Source organism: Nonomuraea sp. NPDC050733 (genome assembly GCF_040654215.1).
In the GTDB taxonomy this organism is placed as follows: Bacteria; Actinomycetota; Actinomycetes; order Streptosporangiales; family Streptosporangiaceae; genus Nonomuraea.
This window is the reverse complement of record NZ_JBFAHO010000023.1, coordinates 42,815-62,631: the sequence shown is the minus strand read 5'-3', so window position 1 is coordinate 62,631 and position 19,817 is coordinate 42,815. Positions and strand designations below refer to the sequence as shown.

Below are 19,817 nucleotides of genomic sequence, written 5' to 3'. Positions count from 1 at the left end.
GCTCTCGGAGGGATGGAGTCGAGGCGGGCTCATCCGTGGCGTCGGGTGGGCCTGCCGCGTGTCAGGGGTGGCTGGCGTCGCTGGGCAGCCCGAGGCTCTCCAGCAGGGCGGTTTTGGGGACGCGGTACTGATTGCCGACGAGGAGGACGCGGCACGGGAACTTGCCGCTTCGGGCGAGCTCGTGGCTCTTGGTGCGCCCTATTCCGTACGCGCGGCCGGCGGTGACCAGGTCCACGGCGGCAGGCAGGGCCAGCACTTCCTCAGTGGTGAGCGGCCGCGTTCGCTTGGCGGTCTTGCGTGTGGCGCTGGTGTTGGCGGTCACGAGGCCACCTGCTCTCGCGCATCCTCGTAGACAAGCCGGTCCAGCTCGTCGGTGCTGGGCGGGTTCCGCAACACCGATCGGATGTCGACCGTGAGGGCGGCGGCCAGCCGGTAGAGGACCTCGTAGGTGACGCCCTTGTGCTCGTTCTCGATGTTGGCGAGGTGGGGGTACGTGATCCCGGCACGCTCCGCGAGGTCCGAGCGTGTGATTCCGGCCTTGCGACGGAAGTCCTTGATCGCGCTGCCGTTCTGCAGCTTCGAGCGCCTCGCCGGTACTTGCCTGTCCTCTCCTACTGCCATGTGGCGAGACTAGGAATAGATAGGAATAGGAGTCAAGAGTGAATAGGAGAGAAGAGGAGAGCCGTAACCTACTTGTTACTGATCGCCGCTCCGGCGCAGGCCCAGCTCAGGTAAGAATCGGCAACTGAACCTGTCAAGCTCGCTTGATTGTTCCTACCTATTCCAGGACGATGGCCTTCATGGTTGGCGAGGATCGAGAGCGGTTGGCGAACTACGTCGTTCGCCGCCGCGTAGCGCTCGGCTACAAGACCCGAGAGCAGTGGGCGGCGGCCATTGGCCTGTCCACCCGCACCCTCGGGGACATCGAGAAGGGGCGGCGGCCGGTCGGCGACGCGACCATCGCCCGCATCGAGGATCACCTCGGCTGGAAGCCGGGCTCGACGGCGGCGATACTGCGCGGCGGCAATCCGGAGCTCGTCGCGGAGGTCCAGGACGCCGAACCTCAGCCGGAGCCGGAGGAGCCGGCCGTGCCCGGCTTCCTGCTCGGAGCCGATGAGGACCTGCGGGCCATCTGGGCCGGCTTGGAGGCGATCCCGCAGCTCGCTGCCGAGGAGCGCATCCACGCCATCACGCTGATCAAGGCACTGCGAGGTGCCGCAGCGAGTGGCCAGACGCCCCCCACGACGCAGGATTCACCACGGCACCGCAACGCCAGTTAACCGGTCCGTCAGAAAATCGGCGGATCACAGTCCGATAACAGCAGACAAAAAGCGGTAGCCAGGTACACAATGGGACACTGATGTAAAAAGGGGCGTCTGTGGGGGAGGCTCCCGAAAGGTTTTCGGTTTCGTCCCGAGGTGCCAGTCCATGTCCGTGCCCGCCCCCCAGCCAGAACACGACACGCTCCACCGTCTGCAGGACCGTCTCCGCACGATCAACAGCATGCTCGCGTGGCAGGAGCGCACGCGCGCGGCGCTCGCCGCGGCCGAGGCCGAGAACGCCGGCCTGCGCGCCGATCTCACCGCCGCCTACCACCTGATCCAGTCGTATCAGTTCGCCCTGGGCCTCGACCCGGCCGAGGCGCCGCCCGCCGAACTCGTCATCGCCTGGCACACCGGCAGTCAGACCTACACCCCTGTGCCCGTTGACGTCGACGGCGTCGAATGGATCGTCGTCGTGGACAGCGCGCCGCGCATTCCGAATCCCGTTCAGGAATGGCATGACTGGCAACAGCTAAAAGCGATCTTCCGGAAGGTGAATGAGCAGGTAGAGCACATCAAGCAGTTAGAGGGGGAAACGGAATATGATCCCGATCGTCGTGTATGAAGACCTCCCCGAGGGGCTCAGCGTCACGCTGAGGGAGGAGGACGGACGCGACATCATCGTCGTCAACGCGCGCCTGACACGCGTGGAGCGCCGCCGGGCCCGTGAGGTGGGCATGCACATGCTGCGCGAGCGGCGCACCCACATCCTCATTCCGGCCGCCGCGGTCGCCGAGTGGGTGCAGCGGTTACGGGAGTGCGCGCCCGTCGCTCGCGGCCCGGCGGTCATGCTCGCGGGCGGTGCCATGGCGATGTCGCTGGCCGCTTCCACGCCGATGTGGATCGACGAGGACCACCGGCCGCGCCCGGGTGCGCGCCTCGCGATGCCGGCGGCCACTGCCGAAGCGAGAGCGACCACGCCGCCGCCTATTGCCTCGACCCCGGCCCGCGCCACCACCCGCCCGACTCCGTCGGCGCGGCCAGCCGTACGGGCCGCGACCGCCGGGCCGGCGCGTCCCCATCCCACCCGCTCGGCCGCCAGGGCGACGCCCAAGGCGGCGCGCCCAAGCTCGACACCGACGAGGACTCGCTCGACGCAGGAAGCAGTCCGCCACACCAACCCGCCGAAGACGCACGAAGCGGCCGTCGCTGGCTCCGAGAAGGTGGCGCCGGCGACCCGCACGCGGCGGCCGGAACCGCTGGCCACGGTCACGCGGCGGCCTGACCCGCCGGACGTCGACACCTCGCTTCCAGAGGTAGAGCAGCCCACGACGAGACTGTCCGGCCCGGTGCCCAGCGTGCGGGTGTCCTTGCCGGAGCCCCCACTCAGAACCGGCAACTGTGATGGACTCGTGGACGTGGAGCTGAAGTCGCTGCCGAAGGTGTGCGTCGGCGGCTAGGAGGTGGCCAGCCATGATGATGGGCAAGCGTTGCAAGTGCCGCGAGAACGGCCGGGAGCTGGGCGCCACGTGCCCACGGTTGCGCCGGAGGGACGGGAGCTGGAATCCGTCCCATGGTTCCTGGTACGGCAAGTCGGAGGTGCCGCCCGGCCCGGACGGGAAGAGGATTTACCTGCGGGCGGGCGGCTTCAAAAGCGTGACGGACCTGGAGCTGTTCTACTCGGCCGCGCACCGCTTGCTCGACATCCCGGACGCCGGACCGGACGGCCACGAGGCGCGCATGGAGATCCTGGAGATGATCCGGGCCGCGCACAAGAAGCAGGCGCCGCTCCCTTCGTTCGAGGAGCTGCACCGCAAGTTCAAGGCCGGGCAGCCGCTGCAGTCGATGACGTTCGGCGAGTACTGGGCGACGTGGGTGGCCCGGCGCAAACGCCTGCGTGACGTCCGCGAGTCCACGCTGGTCGGCTACATCTCCCACCACGACGCCCACTTCGGCGAGGTGCTCGACGGCGTGCGGCTGGACAAGCTGTTCGCGCCGACGGTTGAGCGGGTGTTCCAGCGGATCGACGAGAAGAACGAGGAAATCCTGACCGCGCGCGCGTCGGACGATCCGGCGGTGCGCGCCTCGGTACGGGGCAAGCGCCTCACGGGTCCGGCGACGAAGCAGCGCATCAAGGCGACGATCCGGACGGTCCTGTCGGACGCGAAGCGGGAGCACCTGGTGACGTTCAACGCGGCGGCGCTAGTGGCGCTGGAGTCGGCGCCCCGGCCGAAGGGCGTCGTGTGGACGAAGGCACGTGTCGCGGCGTTCAACGAGGCGTTCCAGGCGCGACTGGCCGCGGTGCGGGCGGACCCTAACCTGCCGTCCACGTCGGCGGTGGCCGTGTGGAGCGCCACGGATCTGCGGCCGTCGCCGGTGATGGTGTGGACGCCGGCACAGCTCGGCGTGTTCCTCGACCACGCCGCCGGCGACCGCCTGTACGCCCTCTTCCACCTGGTGGCTTTCCGGGGTCTGCGCCGCGGCGAGGCGTGTGGCGCCCGCTGGGTGGACCTCGACATCGACGACGGCGTGTTGTCGGTTGCCAGGCAGCTCACGATCGTGAATCGCGAAGTGAAGGAGGGGCAGCCGAAGACGCAGTCCAGCGACGCGCCGGTTGCGCTCGACAAGGCCACGCTGGAGGTGCTGCGGCTGCACCGTAAGCGCCAGAAGAAGGAGAAGCTGGCGTGGGGCGGCTCGTGGACGGAGACGGGCCGCATCTTCACCCGCGAGGACGGCAGCGAGCTGAAGCCCGACTGGGTGAGCGAGTACTTCGAGCGGTTGGCGTTCGCGGCCGGCCTGCCCCCGATTCGACTGCATGATCTTCGCCATGGTGCGGCGACGCTCAGCCTCGCGGCGGGCAACGACATGAAGACCACGAGCTCGATGTTGCGGCACTCGTCTTTGGCGATCACGTCGGACACGTACACAAACGTGCTGCCGGAGTTGGCGCGCGCGGCGGCGGAGGCGAGCGTCTCTCTGGTCCCCCGTGCGGTTGTTGTGGGGGGACCGTCTGAAACTGACGGTCTCCCTTCGGTCTCCCCGATCCGCTCGGATGGACCATCGGATTCTGGGTCTCCCCGGAACCGCAGGTCGAAGCCTTGATCAAAGCGCGCCCTGCAGGATTCGAACCTGCGACCGTCGGATTAGAAGTCCGGTGCTCTATCCAGCTGAGCTAAGGGCGCTCCCGCCTTATTGTGCATGATCCGAGGACCTGTCATGCACACGTTTTCCCCGTGTTCGTCCGCCCAACCCGGCAGTCCCGGGGGATGTTGCCGACCGAAATGGCAGGCGGGGGGCGTACAAATGGGTCTAAGCTGTCGTGGCATGGTCGCGACGCTCCTGCACGAGATTCCCTTGCAGGGCGGGGACGTGACCGACGGGGTGGTGCGCGTCGGGGACACCGTGCGCAGGCCCGCCGGATCGTTCACCCCCGCCGTCCACTCTCTCCTGCGCCATCTTGAGGACGTAGGGTTCGCGGGGGCGCCGCGGGTCGTGGGGATGGACGGGCTGGGGCGGGAGATCCTCACCTATGTTCCGGGTACGACCGGGCTGAACGCCGTGACCGCCACCGACGAGGCTCTGGTCGGGGTGGCCGAGCTGTTACGGGAGCTGCACGACGCGACCGCCGGGTTCCCGTTGAGCACGCGCGGGTGGCAGGCCGGGTCGAACGACGACGCCGCCCCCGAGATCGTCGGGCACTGTGACGTGACGCCCGACAACGTGGTCTTCCGCGACGGGTGCCCGCGGGCCTTCATCGACTTCGAGCTGGCGCGGCCCACGACACGGCTGTTCGACGTCGTCACCACGCTCCGCCACTGGGCTCCGATCGCCGATCCCGTGGACACTCCCCCGCTGCTGCGCGGGCTGGACGTGGGCGGGCGGTTGCGGTTGTTCTGCGACGCGTACGGCCTGCCGGCCCGCGACCGGCGGCGGCTGCTGGACCTGGCCCGGCTGCGGTTCCACCGGTCGTACGAGGTGATGCGCGCGCGGGCCGCCACCGGCGGCGGATGGGCGCGCATGTGGGCCGGAGGGGCCGGAGAGCGCATCCGCCGGGCCGCCGCCTGGCTGGACGCCCACGAGGATCAGCTGCGCAGTCGACTGGTCGTGTCAGCCCCGGCTGCCGGTTCGCGGCTCTGACCGCCGGTCCGGCGTGTCCGGTGGCGTCGGGTTCGGGTGCCGGGCGGCGGCTTCTGGGCGCGTCGGGGTCCCGGTGCGCGCCGGGGTTTCGGGCGATGGGGCGGTGATGGGTTCACAGGTGAGAGGGCGGGCGGTATGGGCGGGGTCGGTCGTGCGGGCTCGGGCCGGGGTCATGCGCACGGACATGCGAACGGGCGGGTGAACGGGCGGGCGGGCAGGTGGGCTCGGGTGGCCGGGGTCGCGGCCGGGGTTGTCGTCGACGCCCTGGTCGGGGACCCGCGGGCCGGGCATCCCGTCGCGTTGTTCGGGCGGGCCGCCTCCGCGTTGGAGCGCCGCCTGTACGGCGACGCGCGTGTGAACGGCGTCGCCCACGTCGCCGTCTGCGTCGGCGGGGCCGTAGCGCTGGGGGTGGCGGCCGAGCGGGTGTCCCGTCCGGCGGCGCGGGTTGTGCTGACGGCCGCCGCCACCTGGGCCGTGCTCGGCGGCACCACGCTGGCCCGTGAGGGAGAGCTCATGGCCGAAGCGCTGGAGGACGGCGACCTGGAGCGGGCCCGCGAGCGGCTGCCGCACCTGTGCGGGCGCGACCCGTCGGAGCTGGAGGCGCCCGAGCTGGCCCGTGCCACGGTGGAGTCGCTGGCCGAGAACACCTCCGACGCCGTCGTGGCCCCGCTCTTCTGGGGGGCCGTCGCGGGGGTTCCGGGGCTGCTGGCGTACCGGGTGGTCAACACGCTGGACGCGATGGTGGGACACCGCTCCCCGCGTTACGAGCGGTTCGGGTGGGCGGCGGCGCGGCTCGACGACGTGGCCAACTACGTGCCGGCCAGGATCACGGGACTGCTGACCGTGCTCGCCGCTCCGGCGCCGGGCCGGGCGCTGGCCGTCCTGCTGCGGGACGGCCGTCGGCATCCGAGTCCGAACGCGGGACGCTGCGAGGCGGCCTTCGCCGGGGCGCTCGGTGTCACACTCGGCGGGGCGAACGTCTACGGCGGCAGGACCGAGCACCGCCCCACGATGGGCGACGGCCGCAAGCCCGGGGTGGGCGACGTGCGGCCGGCCGTCCGGCTCGCCCGCGCGGTGGGCGTCGCCGCGTCGGTCCTCACCTTGACCGCCCTCGCGGTCAAAACACCGCGAAAGCGTTGAAACCGCTCAGACAAGGCGGCTCGCGTTCGCGAGAAACCAGAAGACCACCGCGATGGTCAACGCTATGCCGATCATCGCTTTCAGCGTGCCTCCGCCCGACTGCTTCTTGATCGGTACGGCCCGCATCGAGTGGCGCCACGCCTGACGTGCGGAGACCATCGACTGGAAGCGGCGGCCCGCGACGAACAGGGCCAATGCCATGATGATCAATAAGAGGACGACACGGCCGTCGGAAGTGTCCATGCAGCGGCCCCTCTCGGCGTTCAGGAAAAGTCCCAGAAGATATCCCCCGCACATGTGGCCACCACAATACTCAGTTAATGCGCTCTGGGAAGTAAATAATTATCCGGGTTAATGACGCGCCCGGATCAGGAGCGCGGGCACCGCGGCCACCGCGGTCAGCGCCACGGCCAGAAGCGTCACGTCGCCGCTCTCGAGGAGGGGCGCCACGGCGGCGGCCCCGATGGGGGGCGTCGCCTGCATGAGCGTCCGCAGCAGGCCGAACGCCCGCCCGCGCAGCGCCGCCGGCACGATCTCCATCCGCAGCGACTGGGCCCACACCGTCATCACCGCCCCGGCCAGCCCGACCAGCAGGAATCCCGCCGCGAGCGTCCACCGGTCCGGTACGGCCAGCAGCCCCAGGAACCCGGCCGCCGCCACGACCTGAGCCCCGCGCAGAGCCCGGAGCCGGTCCACGCGCGGCCGCCACACCCCCGCCAGGAACCCTCCGGCCAGCTCCCCCGCCGACAGCGCGCTCAGCAGCAACGCCAGCGTCCCGGCCCCGCCGGGCAACCGCTCCCCGGCCAGCCACGGGCCGGCGACCAGCACCAGGGCGCCCTCGGCCACGTTGAACGCCATGAACGCCAGGGTGGTGCGCACCAGCACCGAATCGCGGACCAGCCGGCCCAGGCGCGGGCTCCCCGGCTCGGGCGACGGATGGGGCCGCAGCGGCGTGCGCACCGCCAGCGCTGCCACGGCGAAGCACAGGTAACTCACCGCGTCGACGGCCAGCACGGCGGGCGCGCCGAGGGCGTCCACGAGCACCCCCGCCAGGGCATACCCGACGATCCCCGACACCGAGTACGCCAGGGACTCCAGCGCGTTGGCCCCGTCGAGCCGGCCGGGCTCCACCAGGTCGGGGATGGCCGCCGGCACCCCGGCCATGGGCACCATCTTCAGCAGCCCGTAGACCGCCGCCACCACGAAGGGCAGCCACTCCGGCACGCCTCCCAGTGCCTCGGCCACCGGAACGCTGGCCACGGCGGCCCCGCGCACCACGCTGTCGGCCGCCAGCACGTGCCGCTTGTCGAACCGGTCCAGCAGCGGCCCCACCGCCAGTCCGCCGATCACGACGGGCGCGGTGTAGCAGGCGGCCAGGAGGCTGAGCCGTCCCGTGTCCCCCTCCTGGAGCACCAGCCAGGTGAGCGCCACCAGGGTCATGCCGTCACCGGCGAGCGACAGCGACGACCCGATCCACAGCCTGCGGAAGTCCCGCGCGGCCAGCACGGCGAGCATCACGCCACCGCCTGCCGGCGCCCGGCCCACAGGTGGTGCAGGGCGTAGGAACGCCACGGACGCCACCTGTCGCACATCTCCCCGGACGGCCAGACGTCCGGGTCGGCGAGGGCGCGCATCCGGACGTAGCGCGCCGTCCAGGCGTCCACCCCTGGTACGGCCGCCAGCCGCCGCTCGGCCTCGTCCCGGTCCACGCCCGGGTCCAGGACCACCCACACGGAGGCGAGCGCCCGGGCGAGCAGGGTCACCTCGGTGTCGGCCTCCGCCAGCGCCTCCGGCGACGGGAACGCGTGGGTGACCGTCCCGACCGGCTCGCGCAGCGGCCTGCCGAAACGCTCGACCAGCCGTTCCGGTGAACGCGCCACCAGGCGCAGGGCCAGTTCCCCGGGATCGGGGTGGCCGGGCACGCGCAGGCCCGGGCGGGCGGCGACCAGCGGGGCGAGCACCGGGTCCGCGCCGAGCGTCTCGCCGATCTCGCGGGGGTCGGCGTCGAGGTCGAGCAGCACCCGGCACCGGTTCACCGCCGCCGCGAGGTCACGCATGTCGTCGAGCAGCAGCTCGCAGCGCACGTGCCCGCCGCCGTCCCGCAGCGTCGCCACGCCCATCCCGTACGGCAGGCGCAGCGACCTGCGGTGGAACCCGGGACCGCCCTCCTCGACGCCGGGCAGCGCCCGCGCGGCGAGGTAGCCGAACAGCGCGGCCGCGTCGAACGGCGGCCGGTAGGCCAGGCGCAGCTCGACCGCGGCCCCGGTCGCGGAGCGGCTCCTGCGGGCGCCGCGCAGCGCGGTCGGGGTCGTCCCGTAGAGCCGGCGGACGGTCTCGTTGAACTGCCGGACGCTGGCGAACCCGGCGGCGAAGGCGACGTCGGCGGCGGCCATGTCCGTGGACTCCAGCAGGTCCCGGGCCGTCTGGGCGCGCCGCGCGCGGGCCAGCGCCTGCGGCCCGGCGCCGAGCTCGGCGACGAGGTGGCGGTGGAGCTGCCGCTCGCCGTAGCCGAGGCGGGCGGCGAGGCCCGCCACGCCCTCGCGGTCCACCAGCCCGTCGGAGATGAGGCGCATGGCACGTCCAGCCACGTCCGCGCGGACGTTCGCGTCCGGGGAGCCGGGGGCGGCGTCGGGACGGCACCGCCTACAGGCGCGGTATCCGTCCTGCTGCGCGGCCGCCGGCGAGGGGAAGCCGCGCAGGTGCGCGGGTTTGGGCATGGGGGCCGGGCAGCTCGGCCGGCAGTAGACGCGCGTGGTGGTCACGGCGACGACGAACCGTCCGTCGAAGCGCCGGTCGCGGCTCGTGAGCAGCGCGTGGAGGTGGTCGGGGTCGGACATTCCCCTCACTGTGGCGGAGCGGGCGCGCGGAGTCTGGCGGGCATCGGTCACCGACATTGCCTCAGGAGGTCATCGACAGCACCGCGAAAGCGGCCTCGGAAAGCAGGCTCAGCGCGAGCGCTCGACGCCGACCGTGATCTCCCTGCCCAGCCGGTGGCCGCCCAGCAGGCCGAGGTCGTCGCCGCTCCAGAACCTGCCCGGGTCGTACCAGTTCGGCCGCCGCCCGGCGGGCAGCAGCCCCATCTCCTGGTACGTCACGGCCACGACCTCGGCGCAGTACGCGCTCTCCAGTGCCCGCTCCCGCCGGACCCGATCCCGCAGGAGGCGCGGCAGGCGCGGGAGCCGGCCGCGGGCCCAGCGGCCGGCGAGCCGGGCGGTGCTGGGGAACGGCGTGCCGTCGAGCCGGGCCACCGTGCGCAGCGCCGCGTCCTCCATCTCGGGTGTCGCCTCGGGTTCGAGCTGGCGCAGCCAGGGGCGCTGGCCGTACCGGTCGGCCCAGACCGTGACGGCGGCGCGCAGGTCGTGGAGCTGCACCCCGCGCTGGTGGGTGCCCGACCACAGGTCGGGCAGGGACCTGCCGAGCTCGGCGTGCCACATCATCGGCGGCATGTCCTCCACGACGATCGCCATGCCGACGTGGTTGACGGGGCTGTTGGTCATGGTCTGGATGGCGCGGTCGGGCACCGACCGGCCGCGGAAGACCCACAGATCGCCCGTCCTGGTGAGGTCGACGGCCTCGTCGAGAGTCAGCACATCGCTAGCCTAGGCACATGCGCTGGTGGAAGATACTCGGGCTGGCCGGGGTCGCGGGGGTCGCGGCCACGGGGGTGGCGATCACGCGGGCGGAGCGGCGGCGCCGCGCCTACACCCCGGAGGAGATCAGGCAACGGCTGCGCGAGCGCATCGAAGAAGGCGAGCGCGCAGAGGCCGGCGAGGCCTGAGCCGTCAGCCGGAGGGCCGCAGGCCGTGGACGAAGGCCACGTCCGGGTAGGCGGGGTTGTCGTCGTAGCCCTGGATGCCGCCGAGGTAGGCGCGCTGGTAGGTGACGACCCACGGCAGCGCGGCGGCGGCGTGCCGGTCGAGGATGCGGGAGGTGGCCTGCCGGAAGGCGCGCTGGGCGCCCGCCCGGTTCGTGACGGTGAGCCGCGGCAGCGTGTCGAGCAGCGCGTCGGTCTGCGGGTCGTTGAGGTAGGTGAGGTTGAACACCGTGGGGTTCTCGCTGTGGAAGACGTTGCCGAACCACGAGTAGCCGTCGGCGTAGTCGGGCCACCAGTACATGACCAGGATGTCCTGACCGCGTTTCTTGCCGAGGTCCCACTGGGCGTTCCACTGCATGGCCCTGGCGTCGACCGTCACGTTGAGCGGCCTGAGCGTGTCCGCGAGCCGGGTGACGAGCAACTCCTCGTCGGCGTCGCCCTCGGCGTAGGTGAGCGAGAGCCGCAGCGGCCGGCCGCCGGGGCCGTAACCGGCCCGCCGCAGCAGCTCGGTCGCAGCCGGCAGGTCCTGGCGGGGCTCGCGGCCGGGTACGTGGCCGGGCAGTCCCTTGGGGACGATGCCGCTCATGGGTGAGCCGGCGCCCTTGAGCGCCCTGATGATGCCCCGGTAGTCGACGGCCTTCTGCACGGCCCGCCGTACGCGCACGTCGGCCATCGGCCCCTGGGCGGTGTTGAAGAGCAGCATCATCGTCTGGAACGACGGGCTGCGCGAGGTCCGCACGCCCGGGGTGGTCCTGGCGCGGGCGTACAGGCGGGGGTCGAGCCGCTCGACGAAGCTGGCCTCGCCGCGCAGCAGCATCCGCCAGGCCCGCTCGGGGTCGGGCACGACGCGGTACTTGACCGTGCGGTAGTGCGGGCCCGTCCAGCCTCCCCAGTAGCCGTCGTACGCGGTGAGCGTGAGCTCCTCCTCCTTGCCCTTCTGCCACGTCTTCACGGTGTACGGGCCGGAGCCGGCGTCCTTGCCGCCGCGCAGCCAGGCGCGCAGGTCGGTCGCGGCCTCGGTGTCGTAGACGTAGGCGGCGTAGCCGGAGGAGGCGACGAGGTCGAGCGGCACGGGGTACTTGAGGCTGAAGGTGACGGTCAGCGCGTCGTCGGCCTTGATGGCCTCGACGGCGTCCCAGATGTAGGAGGCGCCCTCGCCGAGCTTCATGGTCCGGTCGATCGACGCCTTGACCGCCTGCGCGTCGACGGGCCTGCCGGTGTGGAAGGTCACGCCGGGGCGCAGCTTGAACGTCCACGAGCGGCCGTCCACGGACGAGACCCAGGAGGTGGCCAGGCGGGGGGCGGCCTTGGCGGTCACCGGGTTCCACAGCGTGAGGGTCTCGTACACGTTCTGGAAGGCGATGATCTCGTTGGAGTACGAGCTGGCGGGGTCCCACTCGGTGACCACGTCGAGGTTCTGCACGTGCACGAAGGCGGAGTCCCCACGCGGCGTCTGCCGGACGGCGACCTCGGCGGAGGTCGAGCACGCCGCGATGGACAGCAGCAGGGCGGTGGCCGCTGCGAGACGACGGCGCAACGCATCTCCCTCTGTGACCCGGTCTACGGCGAAACCTACTGCAAGATCATCATAGACTGTCCAAAAGTCCCGAAAAATTAGGACTTCGAGAGATCGAATTGCTATTCTCATGCGTTGTCCCGTCCGGGGTTCACCAGCAGGGGACCGACCGGAAGAGGTGCCATGGGTCGCAGACGCACGATCCGCCTGAAGATCATCGGCCTGCTGCTGGTTCCGCTCGCCTCGATGGTGGTGCTGTGGGGAGTCATCACCGCTGTGACCGCCACCGAGAGCCTGGAGCTGCGGCAGTACAAGACGCTCTGGACCAATCTGCGCCTCCCGGCCTACCAGCTCACCACCGAGCTCCAGCGGGAGCGCCTGGCCTCGGCGCGGCTGCTACGCCTCAAGACCAACTCCAACGAGTCGGACGTGGTCGCGCAGCGCTCGCGCACCGACGCGGCCAGGGAGCGGTTCAAGCAGCTCTCCAGCGCGCCCATGAACACCTCTGACCGGATCCACGCCCAGGTCGAGGCGGTCCTCGCGCAGCTCAACCGGCTGGAGCCGATCAGAGGCGAGATCGACGCCGGTCTGACCGCCCGGCTGCACATGGTGGAGACGTACAACGGGATCACCGACGCCCTGTTCGGCCTGCACCGCAACGTCGCCTTCGTCGACGACATCCCGATCTACGAGCAGTCCCGGGTCGTCGTGGACATCGGCTACGCCCGCGAGCTGCTGACCAGGGAGCAGGCCCTGGCCGCCGGTCCGACGACGGCCGCCGAGCGGCGGCTGTTCACCCAGATCGTCGGCAACCGCCGCTTCCTGCTGGACCAGGCGCTCGGGGAGCTGGACGCGGGCCTGCGCGACACGCAGGTCTCGCTGATCACCTCTCCGGCGTACCAGCGGATGCGGATCATGGAGGACCAGATCATCGCGGGCGACGCGCCGGCGGGCTGGCTGAGCACCACCGAGTCGCTCAACAAGTCCTTCCAGGACGCCCAGATGCAGGCCAGCAGCCTGCTGTCCGAGCGGGCCGAGCCGGTCGCCGACTCGGTGCTGCAGCGGGCGTTCCTGCTGGCGGGCACCTGCTTCGTGCTGGTGATCGTGTCGATCGGGTTCTCCCTGCGGATGGGCAACCGGCTGTCGCGGGAGCTGGCCGCGCTGCGGCAGGCCGCGCTGGAGGTCTCGCGGGAGCGGCTGCCGCAGGTCGTGGAGAAGCTGCGCCGGGGCGAGACGGTCGAGGTGCCCGCGCTCTCGGTCACCAGCACCACGACCGAGATCGGCGACGTGGGCGAGGCGTTCTCCACGGTCCAGCAGACGGCCGTGGAGGCCGCCGTGGGCCAGGCGCAGCTTCGCGACGGCGTCGGCCACGTCTTCCGCAACCTGGCCCGCCGCAGCCAGACCCTGCTGCACCGCCAGCGCATCCAGCTGGCGGACATGCAGCACCGGGCCACCGAGCCGGAGGCCCTGGACGACCTGTTCCGCCTCGACCACCTGACCACCCGCATGCGCCGCCACGCGGAGGGTCTGATCATCCTGTCCGGCGCGACGCCGGGCCGCGGGTGGAGCAAGCCCGTGCCGCTGCTCGACGTGGTGCGCGGCGCCGCGGCGGAGGTCGAGGACTACCAGCGGGTCATCGTCGAGCCGATGCCCGGCCAGCGCCTGGCGGGACCGGTCGTCGGTGACGTGATGCACCTGATCGCCGAGCTCATCGAGAACGCCACCGTCTACTCGCCGCCGCACACGCCGGTCCAGGTACGCGGTGAGGTGGCGGCCCGCGGCTTCGCCCTGGAGGTGGAGGACCGCGGTCTCGGCATGAGCCCGGAGGACATGGCCGAGCTCAACGCGAGGCTGGCCAGCCCGCCCGAGTTCGACCTGGCCGACAGTGACCAGCTCGGCCTCTTCGTCGTTTCCCGCCTGGCCGCCAGGCATGACATCCGCGTGACGTTGCGCGGTTCACCATATGGAGGGACCACCGCCATCGTGCTGATCCCGGCAGAACACGTGAGCGACCCGCCGGCCGAGCCGGAGGAGCGCGCCACGGAGAAGGAACCCGCCACGGAGCCCGCCAGGGAAGGCGCTCGTTCGATCCGGGTGGTGCAGAGTGACTGACGAGCGCTGGCTGGACGAGGACGCCGGTCCGATCGTCCCGGCCTACCTGCTGACCAAGGGCCGTACGGTGCCCGCGAGCGAGGCCATCGACCTCATCGCGGTGATCATCACGGCCGGTGGCCTGGCCCCGCCCGCCGGGCTCGGGCCGGAGCATCTGATCATCATGCAGAAGTGCACGACGCCCACCCGCCTCGTGGACGTGGCGGCCGAGCTGGGCCTGCCCATCGGCGTGGTCCGCGTGCTGGTGGGCGACCTGCACGCGCAGCAGCTCGTGCAGGTCGAGCACCCGCCGCCCGCGCCGGACGCCAGCGTGCTGCTGGAGGTGATCAACGGCCTGCGGGCGCTGTGACCAGGGAGGCCCGGCGGTTCAGCAGCCCGAACACGGCCGCGAAGACCGCCGCCACCAGGCTCCCCGCGGCGGCCGTCGCGAACACCCACTGGTAGCCGTGCTCGCCGGGCAGCGCGGCCAGGATCGCGGCGATGACCGCGCCGGCCGTGCTCCCGCCGACGATCCGCACCAGCGCGTTCACGCCCGCCGCGGCGGCCGTCCTGGCCGGCTCCACGTGCTCCACGGCCATCGTGCCGAGCGCGGCATAGCCGATGCCGAGGCCTACGCCGAGCAGCGAGGTGGCCACGTAGACGTCCACGGGCGCGCTGTGCTTGACGACCAGCCACAGGCCCGCCAGGCCGACGGCCGCCGAGCCGGCCGCGACCATCGAGGACGCGGAGAAGCGGCGCATGAACCGGCCGGCGAACAGCGAGATCACCAGCATGATCACGGTGCTGGGCAGCAGGTAGAGACCGACCTGGAGGGTCGAGGCGCCGAAGCCGACCCCGGGGGCCTGGGTGAACCCCGAGATGCCGGTCATGCACGTGAAGAACGCGAACCCGAGCAGCATGGAGGCGACCGTCGCGCCGACCGTGGTGCGCTGGGCCAGCATCGCCATGTCGACCAGCGGCTCGCTCACGCGGCGCTCGACGACCACCCAGGTCACCAGGGTCACCAGCGCGACGGCGAACAGGCCGAGCACGCCGGGCGAGGTCCAGCCCCACGAGCCGCCCTCGCTGATGCCGAGCAGCAGCGCGACGAGCCACACGGTCAGCAGCGCGGCACCGAGCAGGTCGGGGCGTCCACCACCGGAGGGCGCGGTGTCCCGCACCAGGATCGCCACCAGCGTGCCGGCCACCACGGCGATCGCCCCGGTCACCCAGAACAGCACGTGGTAGTCGCCGGCCACGAGCCCGGCCAGGATCATGCCGCCGCCGCTGCCGAAGCCCATGGTGGCGCTCAGGACGCCGATGCCGGTGGCCAGCTGCCTCCTCGGCAACGTCTCGCGGACCACTCCGATCGACAGCGGCACCAGCGCGGTCACGAACCCCTGCAGGATCCTGGCCACGATCAGCCAGGTCAACGAGGTGGCCAGCGCTCCCAGGACCGATCCGGCCACCAGCAGGCCGATCGCGCCGAGGATCATGGGCCGCCGGCCGTACATGTCGCCGAATCTGGACAGCAGCGGGGTGGCCACCGCGCTCACCAGCAGGCTGATCGTCAAGGTCCAGCTCACGGCCGCCAGTGAGGCGTGCAGCTCGCGCTGGAGCACGGGCAGCAGCGGGACGACGGCGGTGTTCTGCAGGGCCGCGATGGACGCCGCGAAGGCCAGCGCGACCACGGCGGGCCACGGGTTGCGCGTGGCCTTCGCGCGGGACGGGGGTGCGACGACTGTCGCCATGAGGGACTCCTTTGGATAACTTGGGTAAGTAACCAAGGAGCGAGCATACATACGTAAGTTAGGTAAGTAAATGTCGAAGGACGCAGATCTGCTGACGACCGTGGCGTCGTTCCGGCGGCTCGTGACCACGCTCAACCGCGTCAAGACGCACGAGCGGCTGACCGAGGCCGCCGGCGTCCGGCTGGACAGGCCGGACGTGCAGATCCTCGTCTACCTGCTCGACGCGGGTGAGCCGCGCCGGATCGGGGCCATCGCCGAAGGGCTCCAGGTGGAGAGCCCGCACGTGACCCGGCACGTGTCCGCGCTGGAGAAGCGCGAGCTGCTGGAGCGGGTGCGCGACCCCGAGGACGGGCGCGCCTGGCGCATCGCGCTCACGCCCGCCGGGGCCAAGGCCGCGGAGAGCTGCCGCCAGGTCACGATGGACTGGTTCTCCGTCGCGCTCGCCGACTGGCCGGAGGACGACCGCGCCGAGCTGGCGCGGCTGATCTCCCGGCTCTCTGACGACGTGAGCGAGCGCCTGGTCAACCGCCTGGCCGCCAAGTAGGCGCTCCCGCCCGTCAGCCGAGCAGCTCCTCGGCGCGGTGGCAGGCCGCCCGGCGGCCCTCCCCCACGTCCCTGAGCTCAGGCGCCCGCTCACAGGCGGGCACGGCCATGGGGCAGCGCAGCCGGAACGGGCACCCGGTCGCGGCCGGCCTCGCCTCGGTGCGCCCGCGCGCCCTGGGCGGCTCGCCGCCCAGCTTGGGCACGGCGTCGCGCAGGGCCAGCGTGTACGGGTGGGCCGGGCGCTCCAGCAGCTCGGCCGTGGGTCCCGACTCGACGACTCTCCCGGCGAACAGCACATGCGCCGTCCGGCAGAGCCGGCCCACCACGGCCAGGTTGTGGGTGATGAGCAGCCGCTCGGTGCCGAGCCCGGCGAGCAGGTCGAGAATCCTGGCCTGCACGGTCACGTCGAGGGCGCTGGTGGGCTCGTCGAGGATGAGCAGGCGGGGCGAGACGGCGAGCGCGCGGGCGATGACCACGCGCTGGCGCTGACCGCCGGAGAGCTGGTGCGGCCTGCGCTCGGCCACGTCGGCGGGCAGACCCACCTTCTCCAGCAGGGCGGGGACGCGGTCCCGCTCCTTGCGGGGCAGCGCCTCGGCGACCGAGGCGCCGACGCGCATGCGGGGGTCGAGGGCCTCGGCCTGGAAGACCGGCTGGACGTCCCTGCGGAAGCGCCTCATGTCAGCTTTTTTCAGGTTCTGGGTGCCGTACCAGATGTGCCCGGACATGGGGGTCAGGAGGCCCAGGAACGCGCGCGCCAGCGTGGTCTTGCCCGACCCGCTCTCCCCGATCAGCCCCACCCCGCCCTCGGTGACGTCCAGGCTGACGTCGTGGACGACGGCCGTGCGGCCGTACCCGAGGGTGACGGCCTCCGCCCTCAGCACGGTCATGGCAGCGCCTCCAGCAGCTCGCGCGTGTACGGGTGGGACGGCGCGGACAGCACCCGGCCGGCCGGGCCGCTCTCCACGACCTCGCCGTCCTTCATGACCAGCACCCGGTCGGCGATCGTGGAGACCAGGGCGAGGTCGTGCGAGACGAGCAGCAGCGCCAGCCCCCGCTCCTCGCGCAGCCGGCGCAGCACGCCGACCACCTCGGCCTGCACGGTCACGTCGAGCGCGCTGGTCGGCTCGTCGGCCAGGACGACCTCCGCGCCGAGCGCGATGGCCAGCGCGATGGCGAACCGCTGCGCCTGCCCGCCCGAGACCTCGTGCGGGTAGCGGCGCAGGATCGCGGGGTCCAGCAGCACCGCCTCCACGGCCGCCGCCATGGCCTGGTCCGTCGCCGCCACGCCGTGCAGCCGCAGCGCGCGCCGCATGAGGACCCCCAGGCGGGTGGCCGGGCTGAGCGCGGCCTGCGGCGACTGCATGACCAGCGCCACCCGGGCGCCGCGGATCTCCCGGAGCCGGCGCGGCGGGGCGGTCAGCACGTCCACGCCGCAGACCCGTACCCGCCCGGACACCTCGGCGCCCTCGGTCAGCCCGAGCAGCGACAGCAGCGTGGTGGACTTGCCGGACCCGCTCTCCCCCACGACGGCCACGCACTCCCCCGCGCCCACGTCCAGCTCGGGCACGTGCGCGACCGTCCGCGTCCCGTACCTGACCCGCAGATCCCGCACCTCGATCATCGGACGACCCTCGCGCTCATGGTCGCGGCCGCTTCGGCACTCGTTGGCTCCTTCGTCGCTCTCTCCTGCCGAGCTCCTCCGCTCCGCGGATCGAGGGCCGCGCGCAGCCCCTCCCCCAGCAGGTTGAAGGCGAAGGCCGTCACCAGGATCGCCAGGCCGGGGAAGGTGACGGCCCACCAGTCGGTGGTGAAGTACGTCTGGCTCTGCTGCACCATCAGCCCCCACTCGGCCACCGGCTCCTGCGCGCCCAGTCCCAGGTAGGACAGGGCGGCGCCGGTGAGGATGACGCCGCCCGCGTCGAGCGAGACCTGGACGAGGACGGGGGTGAGCGAGTTCGGCAGGACGTGCCGGAGCACGATGAGCGGCGCGGGCACGCCCAGGCACCGGGCGGCGTCCACGTACGGCCGGGTGGCGATCGAGGCGGCGACGGAGGCCGCGAGCCGTGCGTACCAGGGCCACCACGTGGCCGCGATGGCCACGATGACCGTGGTGACGCTCGGCTGGAGCACCACCGCGAGGGCCAGCGACAGCAGCAGCGCCGGGAAGGCCAGGAACACGTCCGTGACCCGCATGATCACGTCCCGCACCCAGCCGCCCGCGTACCCGGCCACGACGCCCAGCGTCACGCCGACCACCGCCGAGACGGCCAGCACGGCGACGACGATGGTCAGCGACGTGCGCCCGCCGTACAGCACCTGCGTCAGCACGTCGCGGCCCGCGCCGTCGGTGCCGAACCAGTGCGCGCCGCCCGGCGGCTGGAGGCTGTGCACGGGGTCGGGCGTGTTCTCCGGGTACGGCGCCAGCCACGGCGCGAGCACCGCCGACAGCACGACCACCACGACGACCGCGGCCCCCAGGACGGCCAGCCGGTCCACGCCCCCGCGGCCCTTGACGGAGGCGACGGTGACGGCGGAGACGGCGGTCACCGGAGCCTCGCCCTCGGGTCCACCACGCCCTGGAGCAGGTCCACGACCAGGTTGGCCAGCACGTACACCAGCGCCACCAGCAGCGTGACCCCGGCGATCGCGGGCGTGTCCAGGCTGCGGATCGCGTCGACCGCGTAACGGCCGAGCCCCGGCCAGTTGAACACCGCCTCGACCAGGAACCCGTTGACGATCGCGTACGCGAACACCAGGGCGATGAGCGACAGGACCGGGTTGAGCGCCGGCCGCAGGGCGAACCGGACCAGGATGGACGTCTCGCCGAAGCCGAGGGCCCGCTCCAGCCGTGTGTGATCCTGGCCGGCCTCCTCGATCAGCGCGGCCCGGGTCATCTGCGCGATCACCCCCGTCGGGTAGGCGGCCACCACGATCGCGGGCAGCACCATGTGTTCGAGGGTGCTGGTGAGGATGGGCCAGTTGCCGGTGATGAGCGCGTCCACGACCGTGATGTTCGTCCAGAGCGTGAGCGGGCTGGTGGTGTCGAGCGCGGAGTCGTACTCGCCCGCGACCGGGAACCAGTCCAGGTTGCTGGCGAAGACCGTCTGCAGCGCCAGCGCGAGCCAGAACACCGGCACCGAGACCGACAGCATGCCGCCCACCCGCACCCCGAGATCGGGGAGCCGGCTCCGCTGGCGGGCGGCGAGCACGCCCGCCGGGACGCCCACGAGGACGGCCGTCAGCAGCGCCGCGCCGACCAGCTCCAGCGAGGCCGGGAACGCCACGTACAGGTCGGACAGGACGGGCCGGCGGGTCCGCAGGCTGGTCCCCCAGTCGCCGGTCGCCAGGTCCCTGACGTAGTTCCAGAGCTGCGCGGGCAGCGGGTCGTCGAGGCCGAAGCGCGCCCGCGCCTCGGCGAGCTGCTGCGGCGTGGCCTTCGGCCCGGCGAACGCCACCGCCGGGTCGCCGGGCACCAGCCGCATCACCACGAACGTCAGCACCACCACGCCGGCCACGACCAGGATCGCCTGGCCGAGCCGGCGGGCCACGTAGCGCGGCACAGG

General features: G+C 72.1%; 22 protein-coding genes and 1 tRNA gene. 10 read left to right on the top strand and 13 right to left on the bottom strand.

All coding sequences use genetic code 11. The annotated features are described in order from the left end of the window. Positions 1–61: 61 nt before the first annotated feature. The gene (locus tag AB0H64_RS29235; protein ID WP_357630840.1) at positions 62–322 is read right to left on the bottom strand and encodes a DNA-binding protein; all 261 of its coding nucleotides are present in this window, start codon (positions 320–322) and stop codon (positions 62–64) included. Continuing rightward, entirely contained in the window at positions 319–621 is a 303-nt protein-coding gene (locus tag AB0H64_RS29230; RefSeq protein ID WP_357630837.1) for a helix-turn-helix transcriptional regulator, read from the bottom strand. Before AB0H64_RS29230 ends, AB0H64_RS29235 begins: the two co-directional genes overlap by 4 nt. A gap of 170 nt (positions 622–791) precedes the next feature. Here AB0H64_RS29230 and AB0H64_RS29225 point away from each other — a divergent pair, with 170 nt between their 5' ends. From AB0H64_RS29225 to AB0H64_RS29210, 4 genes are all read left to right on the top strand, one after another. Then, entirely contained in the window at positions 792–1,280 is a 489-nt protein-coding gene (locus AB0H64_RS29225; RefSeq protein WP_357630834.1) for a helix-turn-helix transcriptional regulator, read from the top strand. Between the two features lie 148 nt (positions 1,281–1,428). After that, entirely contained in the window at positions 1,429–1,887 is a 459-nt protein-coding gene (locus tag AB0H64_RS29220; protein ID WP_357630832.1) for a hypothetical protein, read from the top strand. Next, positions 1,880–2,722 carry a hypothetical protein gene (locus AB0H64_RS29215; RefSeq protein WP_357630829.1) on the top strand — a complete coding sequence of 281 codons (843 nt, stop codon included), beginning with the start codon at positions 1,880–1,882 and terminating at the stop codon, positions 2,720–2,722. Before AB0H64_RS29220 ends, AB0H64_RS29215 begins: the two co-directional genes overlap by 8 nt. A 139-nt stretch (positions 2,723–2,861) precedes the next feature. Next, a complete protein-coding gene (locus AB0H64_RS29210; protein WP_357630826.1) occupies positions 2,862–4,364 on the top strand; it encodes a site-specific integrase in 1,503 nt (500 codons plus the stop codon). A 6-nt stretch (positions 4,365–4,370) separates the two neighbouring features. On the opposite strand, the gene AB0H64_RS29205 is transcribed toward AB0H64_RS29210, so the two are convergent. Further along, positions 4,371–4,444, bottom strand: a tRNA-Arg gene (locus AB0H64_RS29205). A gap of 142 nt (positions 4,445–4,586) precedes the next feature. Between AB0H64_RS29205 and AB0H64_RS29200 the strand changes: the two genes are divergently transcribed. After that, on the top strand, positions 4,587–5,399 hold the full coding sequence (locus AB0H64_RS29200; protein WP_357630823.1) for a phosphotransferase: 813 nt from the start codon (positions 4,587–4,589) through the stop codon (positions 5,397–5,399). Positions 5,400–5,627: 228 nt separating this feature from the next. Continuing rightward, a complete protein-coding gene (locus AB0H64_RS29195; RefSeq protein WP_357630820.1) occupies positions 5,628–6,539 on the top strand; it encodes a cobalamin biosynthesis protein in 912 nt (303 codons plus the stop codon). 6 nt (positions 6,540–6,545) lie between these two features. Here AB0H64_RS29195 and AB0H64_RS29190 read toward each other — a convergent pair whose 3' ends face one another. The 4 genes from AB0H64_RS29190 to AB0H64_RS29175 all read right to left on the bottom strand — a co-directional run bounded on the left by AB0H64_RS29190 (position 6,546) and on the right by AB0H64_RS29175 (position 10,126). Continuing rightward, a complete protein-coding gene (locus AB0H64_RS29190) occupies positions 6,546–6,782 on the bottom strand; it encodes a hypothetical protein (protein ID WP_357630817.1) in 237 nt (78 codons plus the stop codon). Positions 6,783–6,890: 108 nt separating this feature from the next. Next, the gene (locus AB0H64_RS29185) at positions 6,891–8,054 is read right to left on the bottom strand and encodes an MFS transporter (protein ID WP_357631123.1); all 1,164 of its coding nucleotides are present in this window, start codon (positions 8,052–8,054) and stop codon (positions 6,891–6,893) included. Next, positions 8,054–9,376, bottom strand: coding sequence for an AlkA N-terminal domain-containing protein (locus AB0H64_RS29180; protein WP_357630814.1), 1,323 nt, complete (start codon positions 9,374–9,376; stop codon positions 8,054–8,056). The genes AB0H64_RS29185 and AB0H64_RS29180 overlap by 1 nt, the downstream gene beginning before the upstream one ends. A gap of 108 nt (positions 9,377–9,484) precedes the next feature. Further along, a complete protein-coding gene (locus AB0H64_RS29175) occupies positions 9,485–10,126 on the bottom strand; it encodes a hypothetical protein (protein ID WP_357631121.1) in 642 nt (213 codons plus the stop codon). Between the two features lie 20 nt (positions 10,127–10,146). Here AB0H64_RS29175 and AB0H64_RS29170 point away from each other — a divergent pair, with 20 nt between their 5' ends. Next, a complete protein-coding gene (locus tag AB0H64_RS29170) occupies positions 10,147–10,317 on the top strand; it encodes a hypothetical protein (RefSeq protein ID WP_357631126.1) in 171 nt (56 codons plus the stop codon). Between the two features lie 4 nt (positions 10,318–10,321). Here the strand turns inward: AB0H64_RS29170 and AB0H64_RS29165 are convergent, their stop codons facing one another. Beyond that, positions 10,322–11,890: an ABC transporter substrate-binding protein gene (locus tag AB0H64_RS29165; RefSeq protein ID WP_357630811.1), complete on the bottom strand. Its 1,569-nt coding sequence runs from the start codon at positions 11,888–11,890 to the stop codon at positions 10,322–10,324. A gap of 162 nt (positions 11,891–12,052) precedes the next feature. Between AB0H64_RS29165 and AB0H64_RS29160 the strand changes: the two genes are divergently transcribed. Next, on the top strand, positions 12,053–13,981 hold the full coding sequence (locus AB0H64_RS29160; RefSeq protein ID WP_357630809.1) for a nitrate- and nitrite sensing domain-containing protein: 1,929 nt from the start codon (positions 12,053–12,055) through the stop codon (positions 13,979–13,981). Then, entirely contained in the window at positions 13,974–14,330 is a 357-nt protein-coding gene (locus AB0H64_RS29155) for a DUF742 domain-containing protein (RefSeq protein WP_357630806.1), read from the top strand. Before AB0H64_RS29160 ends, AB0H64_RS29155 begins: the two co-directional genes overlap by 8 nt. On the opposite strand, the gene AB0H64_RS29150 is transcribed toward AB0H64_RS29155, so the two are convergent. Then, positions 14,308–15,711 carry an MFS transporter gene (locus AB0H64_RS29150; protein ID WP_357630803.1) on the bottom strand — a complete coding sequence of 468 codons (1,404 nt, stop codon included), beginning with the start codon at positions 15,709–15,711 and terminating at the stop codon, positions 14,308–14,310. The genes AB0H64_RS29155 and AB0H64_RS29150 overlap by 23 nt on opposite strands. Before the next feature lie 70 nt (positions 15,712–15,781). Here AB0H64_RS29150 and AB0H64_RS29145 point away from each other — a divergent pair, with 70 nt between their 5' ends. Then, on the top strand, positions 15,782–16,255 hold the full coding sequence (locus tag AB0H64_RS29145; protein ID WP_357630801.1) for a MarR family transcriptional regulator: 474 nt from the start codon (positions 15,782–15,784) through the stop codon (positions 16,253–16,255). Between the two features lie 13 nt (positions 16,256–16,268). Here the strand turns inward: AB0H64_RS29145 and AB0H64_RS29140 are convergent, their stop codons facing one another. From AB0H64_RS29140 to AB0H64_RS29125, 4 genes are read right to left on the bottom strand one after another with little or no spacing between them, the layout of a single operon-like run. Then, complete coding sequence (locus AB0H64_RS29140; RefSeq protein WP_357630798.1) at positions 16,269–17,141, bottom strand: ABC transporter ATP-binding protein; 873 nt, start codon at positions 17,139–17,141, stop codon at positions 16,269–16,271. Beyond that, the gene (locus AB0H64_RS29135) at positions 17,138–17,875 is read right to left on the bottom strand and encodes an ABC transporter ATP-binding protein (RefSeq protein WP_357630795.1); all 738 of its coding nucleotides are present in this window, start codon (positions 17,873–17,875) and stop codon (positions 17,138–17,140) included. Before AB0H64_RS29135 ends, AB0H64_RS29140 begins: the two co-directional genes overlap by 4 nt. After that, complete coding sequence (locus AB0H64_RS29130; RefSeq protein ID WP_357630792.1) at positions 17,872–18,801, bottom strand: ABC transporter permease; 930 nt, start codon at positions 18,799–18,801, stop codon at positions 17,872–17,874. Before AB0H64_RS29130 ends, AB0H64_RS29135 begins: the two co-directional genes overlap by 4 nt. Beyond that, positions 18,798–19,814: an ABC transporter permease gene (locus tag AB0H64_RS29125; RefSeq protein WP_357630790.1), complete on the bottom strand. Its 1,017-nt coding sequence runs from the start codon at positions 19,812–19,814 to the stop codon at positions 18,798–18,800. Before AB0H64_RS29125 ends, AB0H64_RS29130 begins: the two co-directional genes overlap by 4 nt. Positions 19,815–19,817: the final 3 nt, after the last annotated feature.